The sequence below is a fragment of the Micromonospora lupini genome (assembly GCF_026342015.1).
Taxonomy (GTDB): Bacteria; Actinomycetota; Actinomycetes; order Mycobacteriales; family Micromonosporaceae; genus Micromonospora; species Micromonospora lupini_B.
Genome location: NZ_JAPENL010000002.1, coordinates 1,936,790 through 1,963,262, shown reverse-complemented (window position 1 = coordinate 1,963,262; position 26,473 = coordinate 1,936,790). Strand labels below are relative to the sequence as shown.

General features: G+C 72.9%; 25 protein-coding genes. 12 read left to right on the top strand and 13 right to left on the bottom strand.

Annotated features, from left to right (window positions below; all coding sequences use genetic code 11):
* Positions 1-7: 7 nt before the first annotated feature.
* The 5 genes from OOJ91_RS23960 to eccCa form a co-directional block, all read right to left on the bottom strand.
* Entirely contained in the window at positions 8-571 is a 564-nt protein-coding gene (locus OOJ91_RS23960) for a hypothetical protein (protein ID WP_266248350.1), read from the bottom strand.
* A gap of 37 nt (positions 572-608) precedes the next feature.
* Positions 609-2,021 (bottom strand): S8 family serine peptidase, encoded by a 1,413-nt coding sequence (locus OOJ91_RS23955; RefSeq protein ID WP_266248348.1) that lies wholly within the window; start codon positions 2,019-2,021, stop codon positions 609-611.
* A gap of 119 nt (positions 2,022-2,140) precedes the next feature.
* Positions 2,141-2,419 (bottom strand): WXG100 family type VII secretion target, encoded by a 279-nt coding sequence (locus OOJ91_RS23950; protein WP_007454922.1) that lies wholly within the window; start codon positions 2,417-2,419, stop codon positions 2,141-2,143.
* A 25-nt stretch (positions 2,420-2,444) separates the two neighbouring features.
* Positions 2,445-2,753: a WXG100 family type VII secretion target gene (locus OOJ91_RS23945; protein WP_266248345.1), complete on the bottom strand. Its 309-nt coding sequence runs from the start codon at positions 2,751-2,753 to the stop codon at positions 2,445-2,447.
* 271 nt (positions 2,754-3,024) lie between these two features.
* Positions 3,025-6,987: a type VII secretion protein EccCa gene (gene eccCa / locus OOJ91_RS23940; protein ID WP_266248344.1), complete on the bottom strand. Its 3,963-nt coding sequence runs from the start codon at positions 6,985-6,987 to the stop codon at positions 3,025-3,027.
* A 166-nt stretch (positions 6,988-7,153) separates the two neighbouring features.
* Between eccCa and eccD the strand changes: the two genes are divergently transcribed.
* Positions 7,154-8,551 carry a type VII secretion integral membrane protein EccD gene (gene eccD / locus OOJ91_RS23935; protein ID WP_266248341.1) on the top strand — a complete coding sequence of 466 codons (1,398 nt, stop codon included), beginning with the start codon at positions 7,154-7,156 and terminating at the stop codon, positions 8,549-8,551.
* 21 nt (positions 8,552-8,572) lie between these two features.
* On the opposite strand, the gene OOJ91_RS23930 is transcribed toward eccD, so the two are convergent.
* Positions 8,573-9,760 (bottom strand): type VII secretion protein EccE, encoded by a 1,188-nt coding sequence (locus tag OOJ91_RS23930; protein ID WP_266248339.1) that lies wholly within the window; start codon positions 9,758-9,760, stop codon positions 8,573-8,575.
* A gap of 159 nt (positions 9,761-9,919) precedes the next feature.
* Here OOJ91_RS23930 and eccB point away from each other — a divergent pair, with 159 nt between their 5' ends.
* The 8 genes from eccB to OOJ91_RS23890 all read left to right on the top strand — a co-directional run bounded on the left by eccB (position 9,920) and on the right by OOJ91_RS23890 (position 16,612).
* Entirely contained in the window at positions 9,920-11,446 is a 1,527-nt protein-coding gene (gene eccB, locus OOJ91_RS23925; RefSeq protein WP_266248338.1) for a type VII secretion protein EccB, read from the top strand.
* A gap of 87 nt (positions 11,447-11,533) precedes the next feature.
* Positions 11,534-11,902 (top strand): hypothetical protein, encoded by a 369-nt coding sequence (locus OOJ91_RS23920; protein ID WP_266248336.1) that lies wholly within the window; start codon positions 11,534-11,536, stop codon positions 11,900-11,902.
* Positions 11,895-13,151 (top strand): WXG100 family type VII secretion target, encoded by a 1,257-nt coding sequence (locus tag OOJ91_RS23915; protein WP_266248334.1) that lies wholly within the window; start codon positions 11,895-11,897, stop codon positions 13,149-13,151. The genes OOJ91_RS23920 and OOJ91_RS23915 overlap by 8 nt, the downstream gene beginning before the upstream one ends.
* Positions 13,152-13,390: 239 nt before the next feature.
* On the top strand, positions 13,391-13,750 hold the full coding sequence (locus tag OOJ91_RS23910) for a hypothetical protein (RefSeq protein ID WP_266248332.1): 360 nt from the start codon (positions 13,391-13,393) through the stop codon (positions 13,748-13,750).
* 276 nt (positions 13,751-14,026) lie between these two features.
* A complete protein-coding gene (locus OOJ91_RS23905) occupies positions 14,027-14,824 on the top strand; it encodes a hypothetical protein (RefSeq protein WP_266248330.1) in 798 nt (265 codons plus the stop codon).
* Positions 14,825-14,982: 158 nt separating this feature from the next.
* Positions 14,983-15,321, top strand: coding sequence for a YkvA family protein (locus OOJ91_RS23900; RefSeq protein WP_266248329.1), 339 nt, complete (start codon positions 14,983-14,985; stop codon positions 15,319-15,321).
* Between the two features lie 31 nt (positions 15,322-15,352).
* On the top strand, positions 15,353-15,760 hold the full coding sequence (locus OOJ91_RS23895) for a pyridoxamine 5'-phosphate oxidase family protein (RefSeq protein ID WP_266248328.1): 408 nt from the start codon (positions 15,353-15,355) through the stop codon (positions 15,758-15,760).
* Between the two features lie 207 nt (positions 15,761-15,967).
* Complete coding sequence (locus tag OOJ91_RS23890; protein WP_266248327.1) at positions 15,968-16,612, top strand: C39 family peptidase; 645 nt, start codon at positions 15,968-15,970, stop codon at positions 16,610-16,612.
* 10 nt (positions 16,613-16,622) lie between these two features.
* Here OOJ91_RS23890 and OOJ91_RS23885 read toward each other — a convergent pair whose 3' ends face one another.
* Positions 16,623-17,864 carry an FUSC family protein gene (locus OOJ91_RS23885; RefSeq protein WP_266248326.1) on the bottom strand — a complete coding sequence of 414 codons (1,242 nt, stop codon included), beginning with the start codon at positions 17,862-17,864 and terminating at the stop codon, positions 16,623-16,625.
* 281 nt (positions 17,865-18,145) lie between these two features.
* On the opposite strand from OOJ91_RS23885, the gene OOJ91_RS23880 reads away from it, so the two are divergent.
* Positions 18,146-18,751, top strand: a complete 606-nt coding sequence (locus OOJ91_RS23880) for a hemerythrin domain-containing protein (RefSeq protein ID WP_266248325.1) — start codon at positions 18,146-18,148, stop codon at positions 18,749-18,751.
* A gap of 70 nt (positions 18,752-18,821) precedes the next feature.
* Here OOJ91_RS23880 and OOJ91_RS23875 read toward each other — a convergent pair whose 3' ends face one another.
* A complete protein-coding gene (locus OOJ91_RS23875) occupies positions 18,822-18,992 on the bottom strand; it encodes an antitoxin (protein ID WP_255787856.1) in 171 nt (56 codons plus the stop codon).
* 241 nt (positions 18,993-19,233) lie between these two features.
* Here OOJ91_RS23875 and OOJ91_RS23870 point away from each other — a divergent pair, with 241 nt between their 5' ends.
* Positions 19,234-20,421 carry an AI-2E family transporter gene (locus OOJ91_RS23870; protein ID WP_266248322.1) on the top strand — a complete coding sequence of 396 codons (1,188 nt, stop codon included), beginning with the start codon at positions 19,234-19,236 and terminating at the stop codon, positions 20,419-20,421.
* Positions 20,422-20,440: 19 nt separating this feature from the next.
* On the opposite strand, the gene OOJ91_RS23865 is transcribed toward OOJ91_RS23870, so the two are convergent.
* Complete coding sequence (locus OOJ91_RS23865; RefSeq protein ID WP_266248320.1) at positions 20,441-21,118, bottom strand: dienelactone hydrolase family protein; 678 nt, start codon at positions 21,116-21,118, stop codon at positions 20,441-20,443.
* Positions 21,119-21,390: 272 nt separating this feature from the next.
* Between OOJ91_RS23865 and OOJ91_RS23860 the strand changes: the two genes are divergently transcribed.
* Positions 21,391-21,570, top strand: coding sequence for a hypothetical protein (locus OOJ91_RS23860; RefSeq protein ID WP_266248319.1), 180 nt, complete (start codon positions 21,391-21,393; stop codon positions 21,568-21,570).
* A gap of 45 nt (positions 21,571-21,615) precedes the next feature.
* On the opposite strand, the gene OOJ91_RS23855 is transcribed toward OOJ91_RS23860, so the two are convergent.
* From OOJ91_RS23855 to OOJ91_RS23840, 4 genes are all read right to left on the bottom strand, one after another.
* Positions 21,616-23,988 (bottom strand): glycoside hydrolase family 65 protein, encoded by a 2,373-nt coding sequence (locus OOJ91_RS23855; RefSeq protein WP_266248318.1) that lies wholly within the window; start codon positions 23,986-23,988, stop codon positions 21,616-21,618.
* Positions 23,985-24,791: an HAD family hydrolase gene (locus OOJ91_RS23850; protein WP_266248317.1), complete on the bottom strand. Its 807-nt coding sequence runs from the start codon at positions 24,789-24,791 to the stop codon at positions 23,985-23,987. The genes OOJ91_RS23855 and OOJ91_RS23850 overlap by 4 nt, the downstream gene beginning before the upstream one ends.
* 61 nt (positions 24,792-24,852) lie before the next feature.
* On the bottom strand, positions 24,853-25,317 hold the full coding sequence (locus OOJ91_RS23845; protein WP_266248316.1) for a DUF4442 domain-containing protein: 465 nt from the start codon (positions 25,315-25,317) through the stop codon (positions 24,853-24,855).
* A gap of 62 nt (positions 25,318-25,379) precedes the next feature.
* Positions 25,380-26,429, bottom strand: coding sequence for a hypothetical protein (locus OOJ91_RS23840; protein WP_266248314.1), 1,050 nt, complete (start codon positions 26,427-26,429; stop codon positions 25,380-25,382).
* Positions 26,430-26,473 lie beyond the last annotated feature (44 nt).

The following is a 26,473-nucleotide window of genomic DNA, read 5'->3' as shown; positions in this document are numbered from 1 at the left end:
CCCCGTCCTAGCGACCGTCGCCGTTGCCGGCCACGTCGCCGAAGACACGCTGCATGTCGGCGGCGGACATCCTGTTCTGTTCCTCCGCCGTCTCGTAGTTCTGCTTGACCTGGCGCAGCGCCTCCGCCGCGTCGTACAGGTTCTGCGAGAGCTTCCGGACACCGGACTCGGTGCCCTGGTAGAGCCCCTGGTGCTTGGCGGCCAACCGGGCTGCCCAGTCGAACCCGCCGAGCGGGCTCGGCTGCCCGCCGGCTCCGCCAGCCACGCCGCTGGTCGCGCCACCCATCAGATCCTGGATGTCGACCATGTCGTAGGAGAGCTTGTTCAGGTACGCCGCGTGGGTCTCCAGCCAGGTGATGGCCGAGTCCAGGCTGGTCGCGTCCCACTCCGTCTTGACTCCGGCCTCGCCGGGCGCGGTGACCAGGCCCTTCGGCGTCTCGGCGTGGTTGACGTTGTCGATGTCCAGGCCGGTGATGGCCAGACCCGACGTCGGAAACCCGCCCACCGGCACCGGGATGTAGAGGTCGTCGTTCTCGTACCGTGCCGGCTGGCTGGTCCTGTCGTCCGTCATCGGTCCCCTCCCCGAAACCCTGACTGGTGGTCTGCGCTCACTTTTGCTGCTGCTGCTGCGGGCCGGGTGGCGGTGACGCCGAGCCCGGCCAGCCGGACGCGCCCGGCGGTGGCGCCGGAGCGGTCGGCGCCGGCGGATGGCCCTGCGCGGGATAGCTGGGCGGCGGGTATCCGGGCCCAGGCTGGCCCGGCGGCGGGCCGTACCCGGCCGGTGTCGGCGGGGTCGCGGGCCAGCCGGGCGGCGGCGTGCCTGGTGCGCCGGGGTACGGGCTTCCGGCCGGCGGAGAGCGCCGCTTACGGCGTCGCAGCACCACCAGCAGGACGATCAGCGCGATGATCGGTACGCCCAGGCAGAGCGCCACCTGGACGATGGCGCCGGCCTTGTTCGTCACTCCGAACTCAACCGCCGGGCCGTCGTCGTCGCCCGGCCGGGCGACACCGCCGGGGCGGGTCGGGCCGGCCGCCGCGCTTTCCAGCAGCGGGTTCGCCGTCACGGGCGGTACCGACCGGGTCAGCGCGGCCAGCAGATCGACCGTGCCGAAGCCGAACTGCGGGTCACGGCCGGGCGGGCCGGCGTCGCGAGCGGTCTTGATCAGCCGGTTGATGACGTTGGCCGCGTCGAGCTTCGGATACTCGGAACGGATCAGCGCCACCACCCCGGAGATGATGGCGGCCGCCGAACTGGTGCCGCTGCCCAGCGAGTAGCCGTTCGGTGAGACCGCCTTGGGCACCGGACCGATGATGCTGTCCATCGGACCAGCGATGACGGCCTCCGGGCCCTGCACCGAGCCGGCGAAGAAGCCGCCCCGCTTGTCCAGCCCCGTGACGGCGACGACCCCGGGGATGTTGGCCGGGTAGCTGACCTGCCGGTCGCCGTCCTCGATGTTGCCGGCGGCGGCCACCACCACGGCATTCTTGCCGAGGGCGTAGTTGATCGCATCCACCACACCGGGCGCCGCCGCGGTATTGGTGCTGCTGCGGAGCGAGAGGTTGATGACGTCGGCACCGGCATCTGCCGCCCACCGGACACCCATCGCCACGTCGTCGTCATTGAATCGATCACTCATCGAAACCGGGAGGATCTTGGCGGCCGGTGCGATGCCCAACTCGTGCATCGCGCCACCGCCGCGGGCGGCGACGATACCCGACATCCGAGTGCCATGCCCCTTCACCGGATCGTCGTCACGCCGGCCGTCCCGCGCGGCCGCGGCGGTGGTGCCGTGCCCCGCCAGCACCTGCCCGCGCAGGTCGGGATGGCTGGCCTCCACACCCGTGTCGACGACGGCGACCACGACACCCGCACCCTTGGTGATCTTGTGGGCCGCGGGGACCTTGAGGTAGTCCAGGTACCACTGAAGGCCACGGACGGTGTCAGCGGCCTGAGCCGGCGCCGGCGCGACAGTCACCGCGGGGGCCAGCGCGGCGCACAACGCCAGCGCGGCCGCGGCCACGGCCCGTGTCGATCGGAAAGGCTTCCCCGTACGCATCGCTCTCCCAGAACCTGTGCCGACGCCAACACAATGCGGCTCCGGCCCGGTCGAGCCGGACCGGAGCCGCATCGGCGATTGTCTCAGCCCCACACCTTCGAGTTGCTCATCTCGGTGGAGACGTAGTTCTCGCGGGCGATGCCGACGGCACCACCGATCTCGTTCAGGATCCGGTTGATGTCCCGAACCGAGGAGTCCCACTTCGCCTGGTGCTGCTCGTAGGCGGTGCGGTCCTCGCCCTCCCACTCGAGCTTGGACAGCATCGACCGCAGCGTGTCCAGCTTCTCGTCGATGGTCTTCGAGATCGCCTGCATCTGCTGGTTGCTGCTCTCGAGGACCGCGTAGTCAACCTTGATCGTCACGACTTCCTCCTCTGCTGGCTACGGATCACGGGTTGAGAGCAGAGTGGAACTTGTCCAGCATCTGCTGCTGCTCCTCGTCGTTGACCTGGTGCGTCGTACCCGACTTGTCGAGCAGGTCCGCGATGCTGTCCATCGCGGTCAGCAGGTTGTTGGTGTCCTCGCTCCACCGCTGCATGAGCGACTGGAACCCCGTGGACGCCTGACCCTTCCACGCCATGGCCAGGTCGTCGACTACGTTCCACAGCTTCTTCAGCTCGCCGTCGACCTCGCTGCGCGTGGACCGCACGTCACTCGCGGCGGTATGCAGAGTCGCAGCTTCGACCTCGAACGCCATGCTTCACACCCTTCCGTCATGTTGTGGCGGCGGCTTTGCCGCGCCCCTCCCCCGCGGCAAGGCAGCAACACCCCACCGACGGACACTCCAAGTGAGACCGTAGCGGAATCCGTCCAGCGGCCGCAGCCCTGACCGGCAGGTTCGATGGATGGCGATGAATCACGTCGTTTGTGCGACCCGGTCGGACGGGAATCCGACCCGCGCAGACCCCACAGCGCCACAGTCGATCCTGGACGGCCCAGTCCCGCGCGGGCCTGGCCCGAAGGCTCGGTCAGGCCGGCTCGGACCAGGCGGTCTGGATCAACTGCTGACCGTCGCGCCGGCGGACGAGCGTGCCCCGACCGGGTGGCTGCGGGCTCGGACGCAGCGTGCCGAAGACCGCGCCCTCCTCCCGGTTGCCGGACATCAGCAGGCCGGGTGAGTCCAGTTCGCGCAGCCGTTGCAGCACCGGCTCGTAGAGCGCCCGGGACACCCCGCCGACCCGACGCGCGACGATCAGGTGCAGACCGATGTCCCGGGCCTGCGGCAGCAGCTCGTGCAGCGCGCTCAACGGGTTGCTGCCACCGGACGCCACCAGGTCGTAGTCGTCCACCAGGAGGTACAGGTCCGGGCCCTTCCACCAGCTGCGGTCCCGCAGCTGCGCGGTCGTCACGTCCGGGCCGGGCAGCCGGTTGGACAGCGCGCTGCGGATCGAGCCGAGCCCCTGCGCGAACGCCTGGTTGGACGGCGCGTAGTCGAGCAGGTGATCGCCCTCCACCGCGCCCAACAGCCCACGTCGGTAGTCGGCGATCACCAGCCGCGCCTGGGCCGGCGTGTACCGCTCGGTGATCCCCCGGGCGATCAGCCGTAGCAGATTGGTCTTGCCGCACTCGGCGTCGCCGAAGACCGTCAGGTGCGGCTCGTTGGCCAGGTCAAGGTAGACAGGCGCGAGCGCCGACTCGTTGACGCCGATCGGCAGGCCGGGCGCCGACCGGTCGATGATCCGGGCCAGCTCGGACACCGGCAGCCGGCGCGGCAGCAGCCGCACCTTCGGCGCCGGACGCCCCGGCCAGTTCGCGGCCACGTGCCCGGCCAACGCGACGGACGCCTCGCTCAGGTCCTCGATGTCGCGCCGACCGTCGATCCGCGAGATCGCGGTGAGGAAGTGCAGCTTGTCCCGGGTCAGGCCCCGACCGGGCGACTTCTCCGGCACGTTCATCGCCGAGCGCCTGTCGATCTCGGACTCGGCCGCGTCGCCCAGGCGCAACTCCAGCTTGGTGCCGAGCAGATCGCGCATGTTGATCCGGATTTCCGCCCAACGCACCGCCGTGAGCACCACGTGCACCCCGAAGCCGAGACCCCGGTTGGCGAGCGTCGTGATGGTCTGCTCCAGCTCCTCGTAGTCCTGGCGCAGGGTGTTCCAGCCGTCGACCACCAGGAACACGTCACCGAACGGGTCGTCGGCGAACTCGCCGGCGGCCCGGCGGCGGCGGTAGCTGGCCACCGAGTCGATGCCGTGCTGGGCGAAGCGCGTCTCCCGCTCGTCCAGCACCGCGACCACCTCGGCCACCGTGCGCCGCACCGCCTCGACGTCGCGCCGGCCGGCCACCCCGGCCATGTGCGGCAGGCGCTCCAGGCTGCGCAGCGCCCCGCCGCCGAAGTCCAGGCAGAAGAACTGCACCTCACGCGGCGTGTGGGTGAGCGCCAGCGAGGCCAGTAGCGACCGCAGCATGGTGCTCTTGCCGCTGAGCGAGCGACCGACGATGACCACGTTGCCGCCGGCCCCGGCCAGCTCGACCATCATCGGGTCGCGGCGCTGCTCGTACGGGCGGTCCACGACGCCGACCGGCACCGTGAGGCGACCCCGACCCGGCCAGGAGGCAGTGCACAGCCCGTAGGTGGGGTCGACGGCAAGCGGACCGAGCAGCTCGCCCAGGCCCGGGGGATCCGCAAGCGGAGGCAGCCACACCTGGTGCGCGGGCCGTCCCCGACCCTTGAGCTGGTCGATCAGGACGTCAAGCATCGCGACGGCCTTGCCGTCGGCGGGCTGCTCCGGCTCCGGCACGGCGTCCACCGACACCTGCGTGGCCTGCGCCGGGATGAATGTGACGCCGTACGGCACGATCCGGCGCTGCACCAGGGCCTGCGACGCGGACGCCTGCTGGCCGGGCGCCCGGTACGGCCCCGAGACGTACGCGGCCCGGAAGCGCAGCATCGTGCTGGTGTCCGTCTTCAGGTACCCGTGTCCGGGCGCGTTCGGCAGCTCGTACGCGTCCGGCACGCCGAGCACGATCCGGCTCTCCACCGCCGAGAAGGTCCGCAGACCGATCCGGTACGACAGGTGGGTGTCCAGACCGCGCAGCTTGCCCTCCTCCAGGCGCTGCGAGGCAAGCAACAGGTGCACGCCGAGCGACCGACCCAGTCGGCCGATCATCACGAAGAGGTCGATGAAGTCAGGCTTCGCGGCCAGCAACTCGCTGAACTCGTCACAGATGATCAACAGGCTCGGCATCGGGGCCAACGGCTCGCCGGCCGCCCGAGCCTTCTCGTACTCGAAGCGGGAGACGTAGTTGCCGGCCGCCCGCAGCAGCTCCTGCCGGCGCACCATTTCGCCCGCGAGCGCGTCGCGCATGCGGTCGACCAACGGCAGCTCGTCGGCCAGGTTGGTGATCACCGCGCTGGTGTGCGGCAACGCGTCCAGCGAGGCGAACGTGGCGCCGCCCTTGAAGTCCACAAGGACGAAGTTCAGTTCCTCCGACGAGTGGGTCACCGCAAGCGCGGCCACCACCGTACGGAGCAGCTCGCTCTTGCCGGAGCCGGTCGCGCCGATGACCAGGCCGTGCGGGCCCATGCCCTCGTGTGCCGACTCCTTGAAGTCCAGTTCGACGACGTTGCCGTCCGGGCCGACGCCGAGCGGGATGCGCAGCCGGTCCCGGTGCCCGCGCGGCCGCCAGGTCTGGTGCACGTCCACGGTGGCCGCGTCGCCGACGCCGAGCAGGTCGGGCAGCTCCGTGCTGCGGGCCAGCGGCTCCTCGTTGCTGGCCTGCTGCTGCGACAGCCGGTACGGCGCGATCTGCCGGGCCAGCCCCTCGGCGGCCTCGGCGGTGAGCCGGTCGGGTCGTCCGAGCCGTGACGACGAGCTGCCCCGGATGAGGTCGAGGGCAGTGCCGTCGCCCACGTCCAGGCAGAGCAGCCAGCGGCCGGCGTCGCGCGGCACCGTCCCGGAGAGGTCGATCAGGGTGACGCCGAGCAACCCCTGGCCCACGAGTTGGCAGGTCGGGGAGATCTCGCCGCCGTCGACAACCACGATCACGTGTGGCGCGGTGGTCAGCGGCTTGGCCTCGGCGGTGAACCGGGGTCGCCCGGCCAGCTCGCCGGCGAGGGACTCCTCGGCCTCGGCCAGGCTGGCGAAGACCAGCCGGCGCGCGCCTGCCGCATCCGTCCGGCCGGCGTGGTGGGCGTGGGGAAGCCACTTCACCCAGTTCCAGGCGGGCTGCCGGTCGGGCGCGGCGACCACGGCGACGACCAGGTCGTCCGGGGCGTGGAACGTCGCCAGTTGGCCCAGGGCCGCCCGCGTCAGGTCGAGCACGGGCTCGCGGTCGCCGCGCAGCACGACCCGGCTGAACGCGCGCACCGACAGCGCGGTCGGCAGCTCGGGCACTGTGGAGTGCGCGCGGACGAACCGGCGTAGCGCGATGGCGCTCATCGGCTCCAGGTCCTCGACCGGCTTGGTCTCCGGGGGGACGATCTCCACGGCCAGCCGCTGCGGGCCGAGCGCGATCCTGGTTTCGCCGAAGTCGGGTTCGGTGATCCGCCGCTCCCACAGCCGGCGGGACGCCGCGAGCGACCAGAGCGCGTCGGGCTCGGGGTGCCGCCAGTTCATCGCGTCCCGCTGCTGGGCCGCCGCCCGTCGGGTGCGCTTGCGCATCTGCGCCAGGTAGCGCATGTAGTCGCGGCGGTCGGCGTTCAGCTCGGCCTTGTCGTTGCCGCCGTTGCCGAGCGAGCCGAGGGCCATACCGAGCATCGAGACGCCGAACAGGCCACCGGCGACGTACGTCATCGTGCCGCCGCCCCGGCCGGCGTAGAGGAACGCCATCGCGCCGACACCGCAGACCATCGGCAGGATCATGAGCAGCTGCCCCATCCCACGGGGCGTCGGCTCGGGCAGCTCGGGAGGCGACTCCAGCAGCACCTCACCGCGCGGCAGCGCCGGCCCCGGCTGGCGCGGAGGTCGGCGGAACACGACCGTGCTCACGGCTGTCTCCTCCCCAGAAGCGGCCCTGCAGTCGTGCCGGCGCGGCGCGAAGCCCGCGGGTGGGCACTGTACGTGCCCGTCATCGTAGGTAATCTCCCGTGGGCGCGGTGCACCCGCACCGCGGGACCGCGGCCCGCTGATCGTAGATGGACACCAGGAGGCCACTGTGGCGACGAAGACGGCGACCGGTGGTCTGAGCCGGATCACCATTGTGGCCCCCCGTACCCGGATGGATCTGGCCCTGCCCTCGGACGTGCCGATGGCGGACCTCCTGCCCACCCTGCTGCGCTACGCCGGGGAGGACCTGGCCGACGACGGCGTGCGGCACGGTGGTTGGGCGCTGTCCCGCCTGGGTGGCGCACCTCTGGACGGTGGTCGTACGGCCACGCAGCTCGGTGTCCGCGACGGCGAGGTGTTGTACTTCAACCCCCGGTCCGCCGCCGCGCCGGAGGTCGTGTTCGACGACGTGGTGGACGCGGTCGCCACCGCGACCACCCAGCGGCCGGGTTCCTGGCAGGTCGGCGCGACCCGGTCGTTCGCTGTGCTGTTCGCCGCGGCGGCGTTCGGCGCCGCCGCCCTGGCCGCCCTGTTCACCGGCCCTCCCCACCTGCCCGGCGCGCTGGCGGCCCTGCTGGTCGCGGTGGCGCTGCTGGTCGGTGCGGCGGTGCTCTCCCGGGCCGCGGGTGACAGCGGAACGGGCTCGGTGCTGGCGATGGTCGGGCTGGGGCACGCGGGCACCGCTGGCCTGCTGCTGCTCGCCGGCGACCGCAAGCTGACCGAGCTGGCAAGCCCGCACGTCCTGCTCGCGGCCACCGCCGTGGTGGTCGCCGGGGCGGTGGCAGTGGTGGCCGTCGGTGACCGGTACCCCCTCTTCTTCTCCGCGATCGGGGTGGGCGCGGGGACGGGTCTGGGCGCGCTGCTCTGCCTGGCCTTCGGCATCGACGCGGCGGCCGGAGCCGCGGTGGTGGCGGCGGTCGCGTTCGGCATGGTGCCGGCGTTGCCGATGGTGGCCTACCGGCTGGCCCGGCTGCCGGTGCCGTCGATCCCGACCGGCCCGGACGACCTGAAGACCGACAGCGAGTCGGTGGACGGACGGCAGGTGCTCGAGCGGAGTGACCGGGCCGACCGGTTCCTCACTGGTCTGCTGTGGACGGTGTCGCTACTGGTGCTCGGCGCGCAGCTGGTGCTGGCCCTGGACGGCAGCCTGCCGGCGGTGCTGCTGTGCCTGGTGCTGGCCCTGCTGTCGTTGCTGCGGGCACGCCCGCTCCTGGGCCGGGCCCAGCGCGTTCCGGTGCTGCTCGCCGGCACCGTCGGGCTGGGCCTGACCGCCGCCGCGACCTTCGCCGGCGGATCGCTTCCGGTCCGGCTCGGTCTGATCCTCGGCGGCCTGCTGCTGGCGGCCGTGGTCAGTCTGATCTACGGCCTGAGCGTCGCCGGCAAGCGCATCTCGCCGGTGTGGGGCCGACTGCTCGACATCGTCGAGATCATGCTGATCATCGCGCTGGTGCCGCTCGCCGTCTGGGTCGGCGGCCTGTACGGCTGGATCGTCAACCTGCGACCCTGACCGGAGCGCCCCAGCGCGCCGTCAGCGGGGTTGCCGACGACTGGCGCCGCCCAACGCCGACGCGACAGGCGCGCTGGCGTAGACGCCCGGGCCGTGCTGCCCGTCCACCGGCCGGGCCGGCGTGCCGGCACGGCGCGCGACGTCCCGGACGGCCTTGACCAGCGCCTCGACGTGGTTGTCCATGGCCGCGACCCGGAGCAGCGGCGCCGCCCTGCCCCCGTCCGGCGACACCGCCGCGGCCACCGTGTGCGAGGGGGCCGACGTGGCGGTGATCGCGTCCACAAGCGGGCCGAGCGGCGCGTCCGGGCGGCCGCGCAGGGTCAGGCAGTGGTGCGTCCAGCCGCCGCCGCGCAGCCCTCGCCAGCTCTCCGTCGGCGGCTCCGGCACCAGGTCCAACCCCGCGGCGGACACCACGGCGGCGCGCAGCTCGTCGCGACCCAGCGGCCGGTGGGCCAAGCCGGCAGCCGTCAGCGCCTTGCCCAACCGGCCGATTCCGGCGGCAAGCGTCCGGTGGACGCCGGGCAGCCCACCACCCCGACTCACCGTCTCGACCCGTGCGTCGCGGACCGTGAGCCGTAGCGCCACCCAGACGGTCCGGTGCGCCGCCGGCGGCGCACCGGGGGCTGGATACCAGACCAGGGTGTGCGCGACCACCTGGGCCCTGGACACCGGAGCCGAGAAGTCGGCGAGCACCCGCAAGGCGCGGTCCACTGTCGCCGCGTCCACCGAACCCACCGCGGCGCCGGTGTCCGGTTGCAGCGCGACCGCGGCGAACCAGCCCTGGTCGTCCTGCCCGATGCCGAGCCGGGTGCCCCGGTCGGTCAACTCGATGACGTCCAGCTCGGGTGCGAGCGCGGCCAGCCGGGGGTCGGTCGCGGTGCCGCCGGCCAGCGCGGCCGCCGCCCGTTCGCGGCGGTGCCGCAGCCCGCGACGCAGCAGCACGTCGTGGAACCACCAGCGCCCGCCGCGGCGCGCGAACGCGGCCACCACGACGGCCAGCGCCAGGGCGGCCACCGTGGCGAGCAGCCAGCTCGGACCGGCCGTCGCGGCCCAGACCGCGACGGCACACACCTCGAGTACGACGAGCTGGCCGACAAGCACCGGACCGATGCGACCCCGACCGGGTCGGTCGGCCGCCGGGGTGACACGTGCCGGGACGTCGGACGGCCTCGTGACCGCTCGGGCGGGTGGCGCCTGAACCTGCGTCATCGCTGACAGTCCCTCCTGGACGGTACGACTCTGCGCCGGGTCGGCCCGGCACCGATCCGGCGGCGGCCCCGAGGACCCGCCGTCGGCCCCTTATCGTAGGGAAGCCCGCGACGGCACCCCGAGGACATCGTCGCGGATCCACCCCGCCGGAGGTAAGTCATGCGGACCCGCCGCGATCAGGTGCAGGCGTACCGCTTCGTGACCCGTCGGATCGTCTCCGCGCTCATGTCGGGCGATCCGGAGACGACGAACCTGCCGATGCGACGGCTCGGCATGGCGGTCGCCGGCAGCGTGATCGCCGCTGCGGTGGTGCTCGGTGGTGTGGGCGCGTACGGCCAGTTGACCGGGAACGCCGCGCCGCTGGAAGAGAACTCCCTGGTCATCGAGCGGGAGACCGGCGCGACGTACGTGTTCGCCGAGGGCCAGCTCCACCCGACGCTCAACTACACCTCGGCACGGTTGATCCTGAACGAGCCCGACCCCGCGGTGCGCACCATGTCGCAGGCGGCGCTTCGCGACCGGCCGCGGGGCCACACCGTCGGCATCGTCGGCGCGCCCGACGCGTTGCCGGACCGCAAGTCGTTGACCGGCCTGCCGTGGTCGGTCTGCGACGTGCCCGACCCGGCCGACCCGCGCCACTCCACCACCCGCGTGGTGATCGACCGCGCGCTGCCCGGTGGTACGCCCCTCGGCGACCGGGCGGTACTGGTCACCGTGGACGGCCAGCGGCACCTGCTCACCGGCGACTCCCGGCTCGAGGTGCGCGGCGGTGACCAGGCGGTCGCGGCGCTGCGGATGAGCGGCACGACGCCGCTGCCGGTCGGGCAGCAACTGCTCAACGCCGTGCCGGCCGGGCCGCCGCTGCGCAAGCCGTCGCTGCCCGGGATGGGTGACCGCAGCGGGCTGAGCGTCGCCGGCCGACCCGCCACCATCGGTCAGGTATTCCAGGCGGCGGGGCAGCACTACGTCCTCGCTCGGGAAGGTCTCGTCTCGATCAGTGAGATCACCGCCCTGCTGCTCATCAGTGGCGGCGGTCAGATCACCGACATCACTCCGGACCAGGCCGGCCGGCTGTTGACCGAGCAGCGGGTGGACGCGGACGGGATGCCCAGGACGCTGCCCGCCCTGTACCAGGCCAGGGCCGGGCAGACGCTGCTCTGCGCGACGTACCGGGCCGGCAGCGCGGGTGGCCCCCCGACCACCACGTTGGAGGTCTTCGACCGGGTTCCGGCGGAGTTGACGCCCGACGAGCCCGGCTCGGTGCCGGTGCGCCAGACCAACCGCGACGCGGTGCGCACGGCCGAGTCGGTGCTGCTGCCCGGCGGCAAGGGCGTACTGGCCCAGGCCGCGTCCGGCGCCGGCACCAGCGGGTCCGGCGCCGCCGGCGCGACGGTCTACCTGATCAGCCCGCAGGGTGTCCGCTACCCGCTCGGTTCCGCCGAGACGCTTGGCGCGCTCGGCTACGAGGGGGTCACCCCGCTGGCGGTACCCGGCTCGCTGCTCGCGTTGATCCCGACCGGGCCGACCCTCGACCGGGAGGACGCGCTCGTGCAGTACGCGCCCGGTGACACGCCGGCGAGCGCGTCCGCGCCGCAGCCGACGTCACCAACTCCGGCCACGGGCGCACCGGCGAGCGGCGGCACGGGCGGTGGGCTGCCCGGGGCATCGACCGGCGCCGACGACTGAGCCGTTCGGACGGGTCGCCGCGGGTCGCAGCGGTGGACTAACCTGGGCTCGCTGACGGTTGTCAACCAGAACGACGGGGATGTTGCCATGACCGGGCGGACGGAAGTCGATCTGCTGTCCCTTGAGGACTTCCACAAGCACCTGGCATCGCGGCTGAGTGAGGCCGAGTCGGTGCTGCGCAAGCTCAACACCGAGATGCAGTGCAGCCCACCGGCGTTGGGCTCGTTCACCGACGCCACCCAGAATTCGCGCCGCTACAGCGAGGTCCACCAGTCGTACGTGGATCAGGCCGAGCGGCTCCGGCAGGCGGTGCAGGCGGCGCAGCAGGCGACAAGCACCATCCTGGCCAACTACCGCACCGCCGAGGCGCGTAACGCGGCCAACGCCACAGACATCACGGCCGCGCTGACCGGTGTCGACCGGGCGTTGCAGCCGAAGGGGGACGGCAGTGTCTGAGTACACCCAGCGCTACCAGGACAAGAGCCACCGCGAGCTGTACGACGCGGTGATGGCCGGCAAGCCGGAGCAGATCGAGGGGATCGCCGCCCAGTGGGCCGCTCTCAAGGGCATCCTGGACGGTCTCGGCCGGGAGTTGAGCGGCGACCTCGAGAAGCTCGGCAACACCTGGACGGGCTCGGCAGGTCGTGAGTTCCAGCGCCGGCTGACGTTTGTCGTCGACCACTCCGACGCGCTGGGCGACGGCATGTCCGGAATCAAGCAGGGCCTCACCATGATGGCCGGCCAGCTGCGCACCGCGCACAAACAGGCCGAGAGCCCGGAAGAGACCGACGACAACGACCAGGCCATCTCGGGCGCGCTCAAGGGCGCAGCCTTCGGCCTGCCCGGTGCCGTGGTCGGGGGCATCATGGGCCACCAGCAGGACAAGGAAGAGCAGGAGAAGGCCCACCAGCGGATGGTGAACGTGGTGGCCGAGCTGGCCGCCGGCTACGACCTCTCCGCGTACGACCGGGTGGTCGACCCGCCCCACCCCCACCCGGACACTCCCCAGACGACCAACCACGACCGGCCGACGCCGCGCAGCGGCCCGGCCACCACGACGCCGTCGGCCGCTCCGAGCGCCACCGGCCTGACCGCGCACACCGGCGGCGCGACAGTCGGGACGCCCGACGGCGTGGCGCCTCCTCCGGCCGGCGGGGGCGGTTCCGTCCCGGGCCAGGACGCCGGCAGCTCGGTCGTCGTCATCGGGCCGGAGGGCTCCGGCAGCGACCTCGAAGGCAGCACCACATCACTCGCCGGCGCGGATCCGCTGCTCGGCGGGGCGGCCGGAGTGGCCGGGCTGTCCGGGTCGACAGCCGTGGCCGCGAGCGCCGCGGGCGGGTCGAGCCTGCTGTTCGGGGCACCGGCCGGTGGGGTGCTGCGCACCTCCGCGCTCGCCGGGTCGAGCAGCACGCCCACCCCGGCGGCCCGGCCGACCGGCGGCGCTGCCGCCGCCGAGAGCCGTTCCGCAAGTGGCGTCGGGCGCAGCATCGACGGTCGTCGCGGTGAGCCCGGTCGGGCGGCCGTGGGAGGGCGCCAGGGCCTGTCGGGCAGCGGCCGGGGCGCCAACCGCCCCGGGGTGCTCGGCGGGCACGGTCGCCCCGAGGACGACGAGTCCGACGAGCGGCTGACCTGGCTGACCGAGGACGAGATGGTGTGGCGGGACGCCGGGGACGAAGCGCCGCCAGTGCTCGGCACGGCAGGCTGACCAGTCGATAGCGCTCGGCACGGCAGGCTGACCCGTCGGCGGCGACCGGCGCCGCGCGAGATCCCCGAGTGACCCCTGCCGGCGTGCCGCGGCGGGGGTCACAGTGGTTCACCCCTCGGCTCCCGGTTCCGACGCAGCCGCTGGTCATCACCGTCCACAGTGTCGGTGGTGGTGGCGGTCACCCCCATTGCGCCCGCTGTGGTGCTGCGCCGAGCCGGGTCGGGCGATAGGTTTGTCGGGTGTCGTCCGCAGCCCTGGTCCGCCCCGCCCGGTGGGCAGTGCTGTGGTCACTGCGGGAGCTGACCCGGCTGGCGGTCACCGCGCTGGTGCTCGCGGTCGGCCTCGGCGGCGCCCTCGCCGCCACGCCGCCGTCCGCCCAGGCGCAGCTGCGGCCAAGCGCCGTGAGCAGCCGGGTGGACGCCGTTCGACCCGACGCTGTCGCGGCCACCGAGCGTACGAGCCAGCCGGCCGCGCACCGGCCGAGCAGCCAAGCCGTCGTCGCCGCGCCGACCCGCCAGGTCCTCGCGAGCGCGGAGCACGCGCCGGCCGTTGCGCCCGGCCGTGGCACCCCGACCCGACGCGGTCCTCCCACCAGCTGACCCCAGGCCGTCCGGCCCCCCGACGCTCCCCGTGACCCGCCTTCGGGTCGTGCGTCCGGGCGCCCGGGTCGCCGTCGTCGTCGGCGCGACCCGCAGCCAGACCCGATCCGGCTCGCCAGATCCCCGCCCGGCGGGGATCGGCCCCGATCCTCGGACGGCCATCCGCAGCTCACCCCGACCACTCGGAGCCCGGCTCGTCGACACCAGTCGCGCGACCGGCCCGGTGCCGTCAGGACCCATCCGTCGATACCGTCGTTCGACCGCGAGGTGCTGATCATGCAGACCGTCCTCTCCGCCGTCCTGCCCGACATGCCCCGGGCCGCCGCCATCTGGCTGAGCCTGCTCGGGGTCGTGGTGGTCGCCGTCGCCGCGCTCCTGCTGCGACCCGGCCGGCTTCGCCTCGCCCCGGCGGCCCGGATCCGCAACGCCGCCATGCCCAGCCACCTCGAAGAGGCGCAGGAGGAGCGCGAGCAGACCCGCTACGCGCAGGAGGTCGCGGTGGCCGCCGAGCGTGCCACCACCACCGCCAAGCGTCGACGGGCGGAGTGGGTGGCCGCGCAGGAGACCGTCGAAGCCGCCTGGCAGGCACTGGAGGCGGCCGAGGCCGGCGTACGGCGGCTTGGCGGGGCGGCCGCGATGCCGCTGCCGCACACTGCCCGGACCCCTGCCGAGTACGCCGACCGCGAGCGCTACCTGCACCGGGCAGCGCTGGACGCGTACTGGCGGCGGGAGCTGTCGGTGGAACAGCTCAGCGACGTCTTCGCGCACCGCGACGGCTGGGACCCGCGGCTGCACCCCGTCGAGCAGGAACTGGTGCTGCAGCGGGCGATCCGCGACAACCTGGCGGCCCGGCACGTCGCCGCCCAGGAGCGGGAGCAGGCGGCCTGGCGGGCAGCGGAGCTGGCCGTGGCGGCGGCCCGCAGCCTGCGTGCGGAGGCCCACGCGGCGACCGGACGGCGGGTGGCGGAGTCGGCGTCGGTGCTGCCGCTCAGCGAGGTCCTCCGGCCGTCGGCCGAGCAGACCCGGGAGAACGCAGTTGTCGCCCGCGGCCGGGCGGCGGTCCCGGCGTTCTGACCCTGTGGCTCGGCAACTGCCGGTTCCCGAAAGCAGCGCGCCGCCGCCCCTGCCCGGCCGGCTCGGGGGCGGCGCGGCGGGCCGGCGCGTACGGGGGCGCGCGGCGGGCAGGAGCGGCGCGGCGGGCCGGACCGGCGTCAGTGGGTTAGCGTGACGGCATGTCCCGACAGGCGTGGGTCCTCGTGGTGATCGCCGGCATCCTGGCGCTCGCCACACTCGTCGGCGCGGTGGTGCTGGCGGTACGCGTGGTGCGTACGAGGCGGCTGCTGACCGGGCTCGGCACGGGCGGCAAGGTCGCCTTCTACGGGGCGCTGATCTACACGATCTTCCCGGTGGACATCCTCCCGGATCCGATCTACCTGGACGACATGGGCGTTCTGGCCGGCGCGCTCATCTATCTCACGCGGCTCGTGCACAAGCGCCGGGCGGCCGGCCGTCACCTGCCTGGGCAGCCGGACGCGCCGCCGGATCCGGACCGCGCCCGCTCCGTACGATGATCGGGGTCGGCGCACAGGACGGGGGACGGACGTGGCGGGCGATCATCGGCTGGACATCCGCGACGACCGGGTTGCCGCCTTCTGCGCGGAACGGCACCTGGCGACGCTCACCACCCTGCGCGCCGACGGCACCCCGCACGTGGTGCCCGTCGGGGTCACCCTCGACGCGGCGGCCGGACTGGCCCGCGTGATCACCTCCGGCACGTCCCGCAAGGCGCGGCAGGTGGCCGCCGCCGGCGACACGGGCACTCCGGTGGCCGTCTGTCACGTGGACGGCCGCCGCTGGCTGACGATCGAGGGCCGGGCGGTGCTCCGGTCGGATCGAGCCGCCGTCGCGGAGGCAGAGCGCCGCTACGCCGAGCGGTACCGGACACCACGCCCGAATCCGGAGCGTGTCGTCATCGAGATCACCGTGACGGGGTTGCTCGGAAGCCTCTGACCCAGCGGTCCGTTGCGTCACCGTTCGACCGTTTCGGTACCGAGCCCACACCTCCGGAATCCCCCAGGGCCGGTGGCCGTTACACCTGGTCACGACGCCCTCAGCGGCAGCCGGCGGCGGAATGCCGGCCGCAGCACTGCCGTTACGTCCCGGTACCGCACGGCCGAGACCGCCACGGAGGCGGCACCCCCGAACGGAGACTCGACCATGAACCCGATCGTGCAGAAGAGCGGCCTGTCCGTCGTCGGCCTGCTGGTCGCCGGCGGTTGCGCCCTCGGCCCCGCCGTCGCCGCGCAGGCGGCACCCGCGCAGGGCGCCGCGCCCTCGTCGAGCCAGACCGACCGCAGCGCCCAGCGGATCCTCGACGTCGACTACCAGGCGCAGCCGAACTTCTTCTACTGCGGGCCCGCCGCGACCCGGATCGCGCTCTCCGCGCAGGGCAAGGCGCTGTCCCAGGACGAGGTGGCCAAGCGGCTCGGCACCACCGAGGCGGGCACACCGTCGGCCCTGGACACCACGCGCGTGCTCAACGAGCTGACCGGCGGTCGCTACCGGACCACCGAGATCAGTGATTCGGTGGCTCGCCCCGACCAGGTCGAGCAGCTGCGCCGGGACGTGCTGGCCGCGATCGACGCCGGCCGTCCGGTGGTGGCCAACATCAAGGGCACGACAGTGGACACCGACGGCAACCCGCACTCGTACGAGGGCGGCCACTACCTGACGCTCGTCGGCTACCGCGACGGTGGGGACACCATCCGGGTCGCCGACCCGGCCGACCCGGCACTGGGCGAGTACTGGGTGAGCCTGCCGAAGGTGGCCAACTGGATCGCCGAGCGCGGCTACTCCTCCTGATCCGACGGTTTCACCGGGCCGGCCTCTCCCGCGCGGAGGGGCCGGCCCTGTCGTCGTCGCGCCGACGGCTGGCGAGCTGCGCTCGTCGACGCGCCCGAGCGGCCCGGGTCGGCCGGGCGCGGTGCAGATGGCCTCGGGCCGGCGGGGAGATGGCCGCCTCGCCGGCGCCGGCAGCCCTGCGCACGATCCGGTTGGCGTCGTCCGGTTCGCAGCCGGCCGCCCGGAGCAGGTCGCTGGCCGCGGTACGCAGACCGGTGACGAGCGCGTCGCCGAACGACCTGACCCCGCGGGCGGCGGACCGCCCAGCCAGCTCGGCACACTCCTCGACCAGCTTCCGGGTGCACCGCGGGGCGTCGCCGACCCGGCACTCGGTGTGCAACTTCGCGACCGCCTGTCCGAGTCGGGCGATCGCCTCCGGCAGCTCCGACGGAATCGGCTCGTCGTACTGCAGGGCGGTCGTCGACCAGCGGGCCAGCGCACGGGTGTCCAGCAGCAGCCGCTCCAGGTGCGACGCGCTGCGGGCGTACTCGTGGAACTGTTGGCGGCGGTGCCAGCGCGCCGGCGCGATGGTGACCACCTCCTCCGCCCCACTCAGCGAGTCGTTCAGTCGTCCCACGTCGCCCTCGGTGCCGCGAAGCCGCTCCAGAACACCCTTCGTCCGGTCGACGTCGCGCTCGCGTACCGCCTGCGCCAGCTCCGCGAGCTGCTCGCGCAGGACCGCGAAGATCGGCGCGGCGGCGCGGTCCAGCACGCGCATCGGGTTCACCGGCACCAGCAGCGCCACTACCAGGAGACCGACCGCACCGCCGACGAGCGCGTCGACGATCCTCGGCAGCTCCAGGCCACGCTCCATCGGGGCCAGCGTGGCGATCAGGACGGCGGTACCACCGGCCTGGCCGACCAACGGCCCACCCTTGCCGGCCACCAAGAGAGCGCTGGCGATGGCCAGGGCGACGACCACGCCTGTCTGCCACGGCCCGGAGCCGATGAGGAAGCGCAGCGTGTCGCCGATGACGATGCCCAGGCCGACACCGAACAGCAGCTCGAAGGTGCGGCGGGCCCGCTGGCCGATGGCGGTGGCGATCGTACCGACGGCGGCGGCGGGAGCGAAGACGTGCGCCCCGGGACCGAGGAAGTGCTGCGCGATCAGGCCGGCGAGCGCCGCGGCGAGCCCGGCCTGGACGGCGATCACCAGGGTGACCTCCAGCTGCCGGGCCCGGATCCGGCCGGCCTGACCGCCTCGGTGCCACACCCGACCAACCGTCCGGCCACTGCGCTCGGCGGCGTCACTCAGCGCTGACCGGTCAGGGTCGGCTGGTGGGCGGTCGTCGGCCATGGCGGCGGTTACCCCGGGGTCGTCCGGGCAATCGTGCTCCTCCGTCCCGCACGCGCCACGGACACCTGTGGCACCAACAGTCAGCCCGGCCACGGACGACGTACTTCGTCAAATCCATCGGCGACCGTAGGTTTGCCCGACAGTTGGGGGGTACCAGGGGCCGCACACCTACCGACCGCAACCGGCAAGGGGCCCAGATGACCAATCCACTGACCACCGACGACCAGGACGTCGTCGACATCCTCATCGCCGACCACCGCGAGGTCGAGACCCTCTTCGTCGAGCTGGAGACGCGGCAGGGCACGCCCGAGCACCGCCGCCGGCTCGCCGACGTGGTGATCGCCGAGCTGGTCCGGCATGCGGTGTCCGAGGAGGCATACGTCTATCCGACGGCTCGCAGGGCGCTGCCCGACGGCGACCAGATCGCCGAGCGCGATATCGAGGAACACTCCGACGCCGAACGGACCATGAAGGACCTGGAGTCGGTCGATCCGTCCGATCCCCGCTTCGACGAGCTGCTCGCCCACCTGACCAGCACCATTCGCCACCACGTGCGGGACGAGGAGAGCGACCTCTTTCCCCGGCTGCGCGCCGCCACGGCCCGGGAGGAGCTGGTCGAGCTGGCCGCGAAGGTGACGGCGTTCAAGAAGGTGGCACCGACCCGGCCACACCCGAGCGCGCCGGACCGGCCGCCGGCGAACAAGCTGCTCGGACCCGGTACCGGGATGATCGACAGGCTGCGTGACGCACTGAGCGACAGGCCGACCTCGGTGGACGAGCTACGCGAGAGGCAGCAGCACTGACCGACGTACCGTCCGACAGAGACAGTCCCGGGCCGCCGAGTCCTCGGCGGCCCGGGGCATGTCCGGTTCGTCAGCGGACCTGGTCGCCCTCACCGGTACGCGCCTGCGCCTGATCCACGCCCTTGTCGATCTGGTCGTCGTACTTGCCGCCCGTGCGCTTGTCGGCCATGTCGCCGGCCTTCTCCATACCCTGGTCGACCTGCTTGTCGTGCTTGTCCGCGACGTCCTTGGCCTTGTCCATGAAGTCACCCACGGCGCTCCTCCTCCTCAGGTCGTTTCCCTTCGCGTTCCCTGGGCCGGTCGGCGCAAACGCCGACGGTCCGGGCGTGGATGTCGAAGAGCCGGCCGACCGGCACGTCTCGGCGTACGATCCGCGCGGGTGGCACGCCCGTCACTTCGACGGCAGCCCAGCGCCGGCGCGATTCGGGTGTCGGCGCGTCGCCGGCCGGGTACCGACCTCGCCGAGATCGAGGAGGGCCGACATGACGGCAGACGAACCCGGGGCGGACGCCGGGCCGACAACCGGCACCACGGCGACCGGCACCACGGCGACCGGAACTACAGGCACCACGCCCACGGCCGGCGCCACGGCGACCGGTGAGACAGGCGCGCGCCAGGCGTGGGCGGCGCTGCCCTGGCTGGTCCGGAACGCGGTGCTGTGGAGCGCCTGCCTGGTGGTGATCATCGCCGGGCTCTACCTGCTGGGTCGGATCGCCGTCCTGCTGGCCCCGTTGGCCATCGCCCTGGCCGCCACCATATTCCTCACCGCGCTACTCGACCCGGTGCTGCTCCGGCTGCGCCGCCTGCGCCTGCCCGCGGCACTCGCCGCGCTGCTCACAGTCCTGCTGCTGCTCGGCATCCTGGTGGGGGTCGGTGCGCTGGTGTGGAACCTGACCGCCAGCCAGTTCGATCAGCTCAGTCAGGAGCTGACCCAGGGGCTCGACCGCAGCCGCGACTTCGTCACGTCCACTTTGCCGGTAAGCGACGCCCAACTCGACAAGCTTGTCGACCAGGCCCGGGAAGGGCTCAGCGGCAGCTCTCCGGACCCGGTGGCGGGCGCCCGGACGGCAAGCGAGGTCGTCGGGTCCGCGCTGCTCGCCCTGGTGTTGCTCTTCTTCCTGCTCAAGGACGGCCGGTCGATGTGGCACTGGACGCTGTCCCGGATGACCGGCCCGAACCGACCGGTGGTGGCCGAGGCCGGCCGGGCCGGCTGGCAGACGCTTGGCGCCTACAGCCGGGGCACCATGCTCATCGCCGCGATCGACGCCATCGGCATCGGTCTGGCCCTGGTGGTGCTCCGGGTGCCGCTGGCCCTGCCGCTGGCCCTGATCACCTTCCTCGGCGGCTTCGTACCGATCATCGGGGCGACGGTGGCCGGCGCGGTGGCGGTGCTGGTGGCGCTGGCTGCCAACGGGCCGACGACAGCTCTGCTCACCCTCGCGGCGGTGGTCGCCGTGCAGCAGATCGAGGGCAACCTGCTGGAGCCGCTGGTCATGAAGCGTCAGGTGCGCCTGCACCCGGCCGTGATCCTGGTGGCGGTCACCGCCGGCACCCTCATCGCGGGCATCGCCGGCGCCTTCGTCAGCGTCCCGATCACCGCCGTCCTCTGGCGGATCATCGACACCGTCCAGCGCCGCCGCTCCACCACCGACGCGCCGGCACGCTCCTGAAGGCGGCGCGCCGCGTCGCTCACGAGCGGCGCGGCGCGGCGGTCGTCCGGACGAGCTGGGTGGTGAACCAGGCGCCGGCGTGGTCGGCGACCTGGTCGAGCGCGCCGGGCTCCTCGAAGAGGTGGGTGGCCCCCGGCACCACCCGCAGCTCGCCGACGTCGCCCAGCTCGGCGAGCGCCCGCTCGTTGAGCGAGATCACTTCCTCGTCCAGGCCGCCGACCAGCAGCAGCGTCGGGGTACGCACCTGGGCCAGAGCGGCGCCGGCAAGGTCGGGTCGGCCGCCCCGGGAGACCACCGCGCCCACCCGGTCGGCGCGGGACGCGACCGCGACCAGCGCCGCGGCAGCACCCGTGCTGGCACCGAAGAGACCGATCGGCACGTCACCGGCGGGGCGTTCGGCCGCCAACCAGTCGACGATCCCGGCCAACCGGCTGGCCAACATCCCGATGTCGAACCGCAGTTCTGCGGTACGCGTGTCCACTTCGTCCTCGGCGGGGGTGAGCAGATCCACAAGCACGGTCGCGAAGCCGCGACCGGTAAGCGTCCGGGCCACCGCGACGTTGCGCGGGCTGTGCCGCGAGCTGCCGCTGCCATGGGCGAACAGCACCACGCCGACCGGCTCGGCGGGAAGCATCAGATCGGCGGGAAGTTGCGCGTCCCGGACCGGAATGGTCACCGTGCTGCGTTGCTCGTCCATGCCGCACCTCCACGTGCTCGCCTCCGGCCCGCTTACCCCGGCCGCCGCGTCGCACGCGCGCCCGACGCTCGCCGCGCCGCACGCGCCCGCCGCGCCACCACACGCGCCCTGATGCTCGCCGCGTCACACACGCGTCGGGTCACCTGCCGGGCCGCCCGCGCCCGGTCGCGCCGCCCCGGGACGCGGTGTTTGCCGGGTGGGCCGCCGGGTACGCGACGACCGACCGCAGACCGTGTAGGCGCACGGCGCCCCGACGGATCGCGAGGATCACGATGGCCAAGCAGCAGATTTCCCGGCAGCAGCAGATGACCGAACGCGCCCAGCGTGAACAGGACGCCGAGCGCGACCAGGACTTCGGGGACCAGGCCGCCTCGGCCCGGCTGCCCGACGATCCCAAGGCGGCCGCGCCCCGGGACGCGATCGGACGCCCGTCGACAGGCGAGCCGATCTGACGTACGCGTACGACGGCCGGGGCGGGACCACTCCCGCCCCGGCCGTCACTGCTCGTGCTCGGGCAACCGGAGCAGCGGCGACCGGCCCGGCGGCTGCTCCGGCGGCGGACCCGACGGCTCGGCCGGCGGAACGGGCACGGTCACCGGTTCGTGGCAGGTGACCCGCAGCATCTGGTCGTGGTGGCGCAGCTCCACCACGTCGTCCGGGCCGCCGTGGCGCAGCGAGTACGTCGTCTGGTGCGGCCGGACGTCCACCCGCAGCGCCAGCCCGCGCCACTGGAGGGAGAACTCCAGGCGACTGAGCCGGCTGGAGAGCCGAGGCGCGAACGACAGTTCGCCGTCGTGGTCGCGCAGGCCGCCGAACCCGCTGACCAGGGCGAGCCATGCGCCGGCCAGCGAGGCCATGTGCACGCCGTCGCGGGTGTTCTCGTTGAGGTCGTGCAGGTCCATCAGCGCGGCCTCGCGCAGGTAGATGTGCGCCAGGTCGGGATGACCCACCTCGGCGGCGAGCACCGACTGGGTGCAGGCCGACAGCGACGAGTCCCGCACCGTCCGCCGTTCGTAGTAGAGGAAGTTGCGCACCTTCTGTTCGGGGGTGAACGCGTCCCCCCGCCAGTGCATCGCCAGGACCAGATCGGCCTGCTTGACGACCTGCTTCCGGTACAGCTCGAAGTACGGGTAGTGCAGCAGCAGCGGGTACTTCTCGGCGGGCGTGTGCGGGAAGTCCCACTCCTGGAGCCGGGTGAACCCCTCCACCTGCTGGTGCACGTCCAACTCGTCGTCGTACGGCACGTGCATCGAGGTGGCCGCGTCCCGCCAGCTCGCCGCCTCCTCGTCGGTGACCCCGAGGTGGAACGCCTCGTCCCGGTAGCGCATCACCACCTCGGCGGCGGTCAACAGGTTCCGCTGCGCCATCAGGTTGGTGTAGATGTTGTCGTTCTTCACCGCGGTGTACTCGTCGGGGCCGGTGACCCCGTCGATGTGGAAGCGGCCGTGCCGGTCGTGGTGCCCGATCGAACGCCACAGCCGGGCGGTCTCGACAAGCAACTCCAGCCCGATCTCCCGCTCGGTGTCGGTGTCTCCGGTGACAAGCACGTACCGGCGCACGGCGTCGGCGATGTCGGCGCCGATGTGGAACGCCGCAGTGCCGGCCGGCCAGTACCCGGAGGACTCCGGTCCCTCGATGGTCCGCCAGGGGAAGGCCGCGCCCTTGAGGTTCAACGTCTCGGCCCGCTCCCGGGCCAGCTCCAGCGTGCTGTGCCGCCACTGCAGGGCGCTACGCACCGCGCTGGGCTGGGTGTACGTGAGCACCGGCAGGACGAACATCTCGGTGTCCCAGAAGGCGTGCCCGTCGTAACCGGGGCCGGTTAGGCCCTTCGCCGAGATCGGTCGCTGCTCGGCACGGGCCCCGGCCTGGAGCACGTGGAACAGACCGAACCGCACGGCCTGCTGGATCTCCGGATCGCCTTCGACAAGCACGTCCGCCGCGTCCCAGAACTCGTCGAGGTAGTTGCGCTGCTCCCGGTGCAGCCCGTCCCAGCCGTCCAGGCGGGCCCCGGCCAGCGCCGCGCCGACCTGGTCGCGGAGCGCGGGCAGCGAACGGCGGCTGGACCAGCCGTACGTCAGGTACTTGACCACCCGCAGCTTCTCGCCGGGCTTGAGGATGCAGCCGATGGTGGTGCGCACCCAGTCCTCGTACCCCTCGGACTCGATTGTGGTGTGGTCCGGACCGTGCACCTCGTGCTCCATGGCGGCGGCCACCCGCAGCCCGGAGACCTTGGTGCGGTGGAGCAGCAACCCGCCGTCCGGGGTGGTCAGCTCCTCCTCGGCCTGCAACGGCGACTCCAGCACGGCCGCGACCCGGGGGTCCTTGCTCTGCGCCGGCAGTGACTCGTTGGCGACCAGTTCGGACTGGACGATCAGCCGCAGCGGGCGGTCGACGGCCTCCACCTCGTAGCTGATCGCGGCGACCGACCGCTGGGTGAACGACACGAGCCGGGTGCTGCGGACCTTGACCTCGCGGCCGGCCGGGGAGCGCCAGTGCAGCTCCCGGTGCAGGGTGCCGGCTCGCATGTCGAGGATCCGCTCGTGGGACAGCAGCTCGCCGTAGCGGACGTCGAGTGGTTCGTCGTCGACGAGGAGCCGGATCAGCTTGCCGTTGGTGACGTTGACTATGGTCTGCCCGGACTCGGGGAACCCGTAGCCGGCCTCCGCGTACGGCAGCGGGCGCAGCTCGTAGAACGAGTTGAGGTAGGTGCCGGGCAGGCCGTGCGGCTCGCCCTCGTCGAGGTTGCCGCGCAGCCCGACGTGCCCGTTGGAGAGCGCGAAGACCGACTCCGACTGGGCCAGCACGTCCATGTCCAGGCGGGTCTCCCGGATGTGCCACGGCTCGACGGGATAGGCCCGTTCCCGGATCACGCGAGGCCCCGCTCGCCGGTCGGCGCCTGGCCGGGTGTGCGCGGCGCCGGCGGGGCGGCGTCGCCGGCGTCGAGCAGGTCCGCGAGGTCCTTGACGACGATGTCGGCGCCGTGTGCGAGCAGTTCGTCTGCCTGCCCCACCCGGTCGACACCGACCACGTACCCGAAGCCACCGGCCCGGCCGGCGGCCACCCCGGAGAGCGCGTCCTCGAAGACTGCGGCCTGGGCCGGGTCCACGCCGAGGATCTTCGCCCCGGCCAGGAAGGTGTCGGGTTGCGGCTTGCCGCGCAGCTTCTGCTCGCGCGCTACGAGCCCGTCGACGCGCGCCTCAAGCATGGCCTCCAGGCCGGCCGCGGCGACCACCTCGCGCCCGTTGGCACTCGCGGTGACCACCGCCCGACGCAGCCCGGCGGCGGTCGCCGCCTTCAGGTAGCGCACCGAGCCCGGGTAGACCTCGACGCCTGCGGTGCGTAGCTGTTCCAGCAGCAGGACGTTCTTGCGGTTGCCGACGCCGTTGACGGTGTCGGCGTCCGGTGGGTCGTCCGGGCTGCCCTCGGGGAGAACGATCCCCCGGGAGGCGAGGAACGACCGGACGCCGTCGGCGCGGGGGCGGCCGTCGACGTAGCGGTTGTAGTCCGGGCCGGGGTCGAACGGCTGGAAGGGTTCTCCGGTCGCCGTGGCGCGTTGCCGCAGGAACTCGTCGAACGTCTTCGTCCAGGCGGCGTTGTGCACCCGGGCGGTCTGCGTCAGCACACCGTCCAGATCGAAGAGACAGGCGGTCACATGAGCAGGTAGGCCCAGCACGGTACGAATCTAACCACCCGGCAGGGCCCGCAAACCCGTTTTCGGCCGCCCACGACGCGGGTCAGTTCGGCCGCAGCGTCCAGATCACCGTCAGCGCCGAGGTGGGTGTGCCGTCCTCGGTGGCGATCTCCACCTCGACGGCGAACTCGGGCCGACGACCGGCCTCCAGCTCGGCGATCACCTCCGGGGCGGGCCGCCCGAGCCGCGCGGTGGCCAGCACCGGCCCCCGAGCCAGCTTGCGGTAGGCGATCTCGGCCCGGACGGCGAGCGGCACGGCCCGGTCGAGCAGCTGCCCGAAGGCGGCCAGCACGACCGCGCCGGAAGCCGTCTCACCGAGCGTGAACATCGCCCCGGCGTGCGGACCGCCGACGTGGTTGTGGGTGGCCGGCGTGTCGGGGAGTCGGACGACGGCCCGCACCCCGCCGTCCGCCTCCGGTGCCACCTCGACGAATTCGATGCCGAGCGTACGGGCGAACGGCACCGCTTCCAGGATGCCGGCCGCCACCTGGCGGGAGTCGATGGTCATGGCCCGACGTTACTTCTCGGTAACCAGGGCGGCAACCAGGGTTTTCTCCGGCCGCAGACGGGTCAGAGGTTGGCGATCGTCCGCAGGATCTCGGCATAGAAGTTGCCGTCGATGCTGCGGAAGAGCGAGAAGTCCTTGTCCGGGTCACCGAAGAACGGACGCAGCGTCCACGCCAACTGGGTGCCGACGAACCCGAAGAGCAGAATCCAGATGTAGAGCAGCGTCATGCTGGCCGGCCGCTGCGTCGGCTCGCCACGCCGGACCGGCGGGGTGCCCCACGGGCGCTGCGCGGCGGGGTAGCCGGGCGGCATCATGCCGGGTGGGAACGAGGCGGCGGCCGGCTGACCGCTCCACTGCGCCGGAACGTGTGCCGGGGCCTGCCCCGGGGCGGCCGGGGCGGGCGTGGCGGTCGTGGCGTCGGGTGCGCCGCCGTTCGCCGTCGACGCGGCAGCCGCTCCGGCCGGCACGGCGACCGGCTCGGCGACCCCACCGGCCGACCCGGCGGGCACCGTGGCTGGCACGGCGTCGGCGGGCACCGTTGCCGGAACCGCGCCGGCGGGCACGGCGGCCGGGGCGTGGGCCTGGGCCGGGGCGTTGCTCGTCGCCGGGGCGAGCAGGCCGTGGTCGTTGAGCACCTGCATCCCGCCGGTCAGGAAACGCAATCCGACAAGCGCCGACAGCGTCAGGATCGCCACGTTCAGCAGCTTGAAGAAGCCGTAGTCGGGCGCGGTGATCAGGAAGAAGAGGCTGATCGGCGCGAACGCCACCGCCAGCATCGAGGTGACCGTGATCGCGACCATCACCAGCGCCAGCGACTGGCGCACCGACAGCCGGGCGCCGAACACCAGGTTGAACAGGTAGAGCGTGGGCAGGCAGATGGCGAGCGTGACCAGGAAGAGCAGTGGCAGCTTCAGCGCGGACGTGAGCGCCATCAACGGGCTGTGGAACGCCCCGAGCACCGCCCCGTAGCAGGCGAGCGCGACGGCGGAGCTGGCCAGCATCCGCCCGGTCAGGGCGTTGAGGTCGCCCTCGGCCACGATCTGCTGCCAGATGCCCTGCCTGTCGCGCAGGATGCGCTCGATGACGAGCGGGCTGGGACGGTCACCCGACACGGGTGTACCCCTCTCGGTGTGTCACATACTGGACTAGGTGGGCA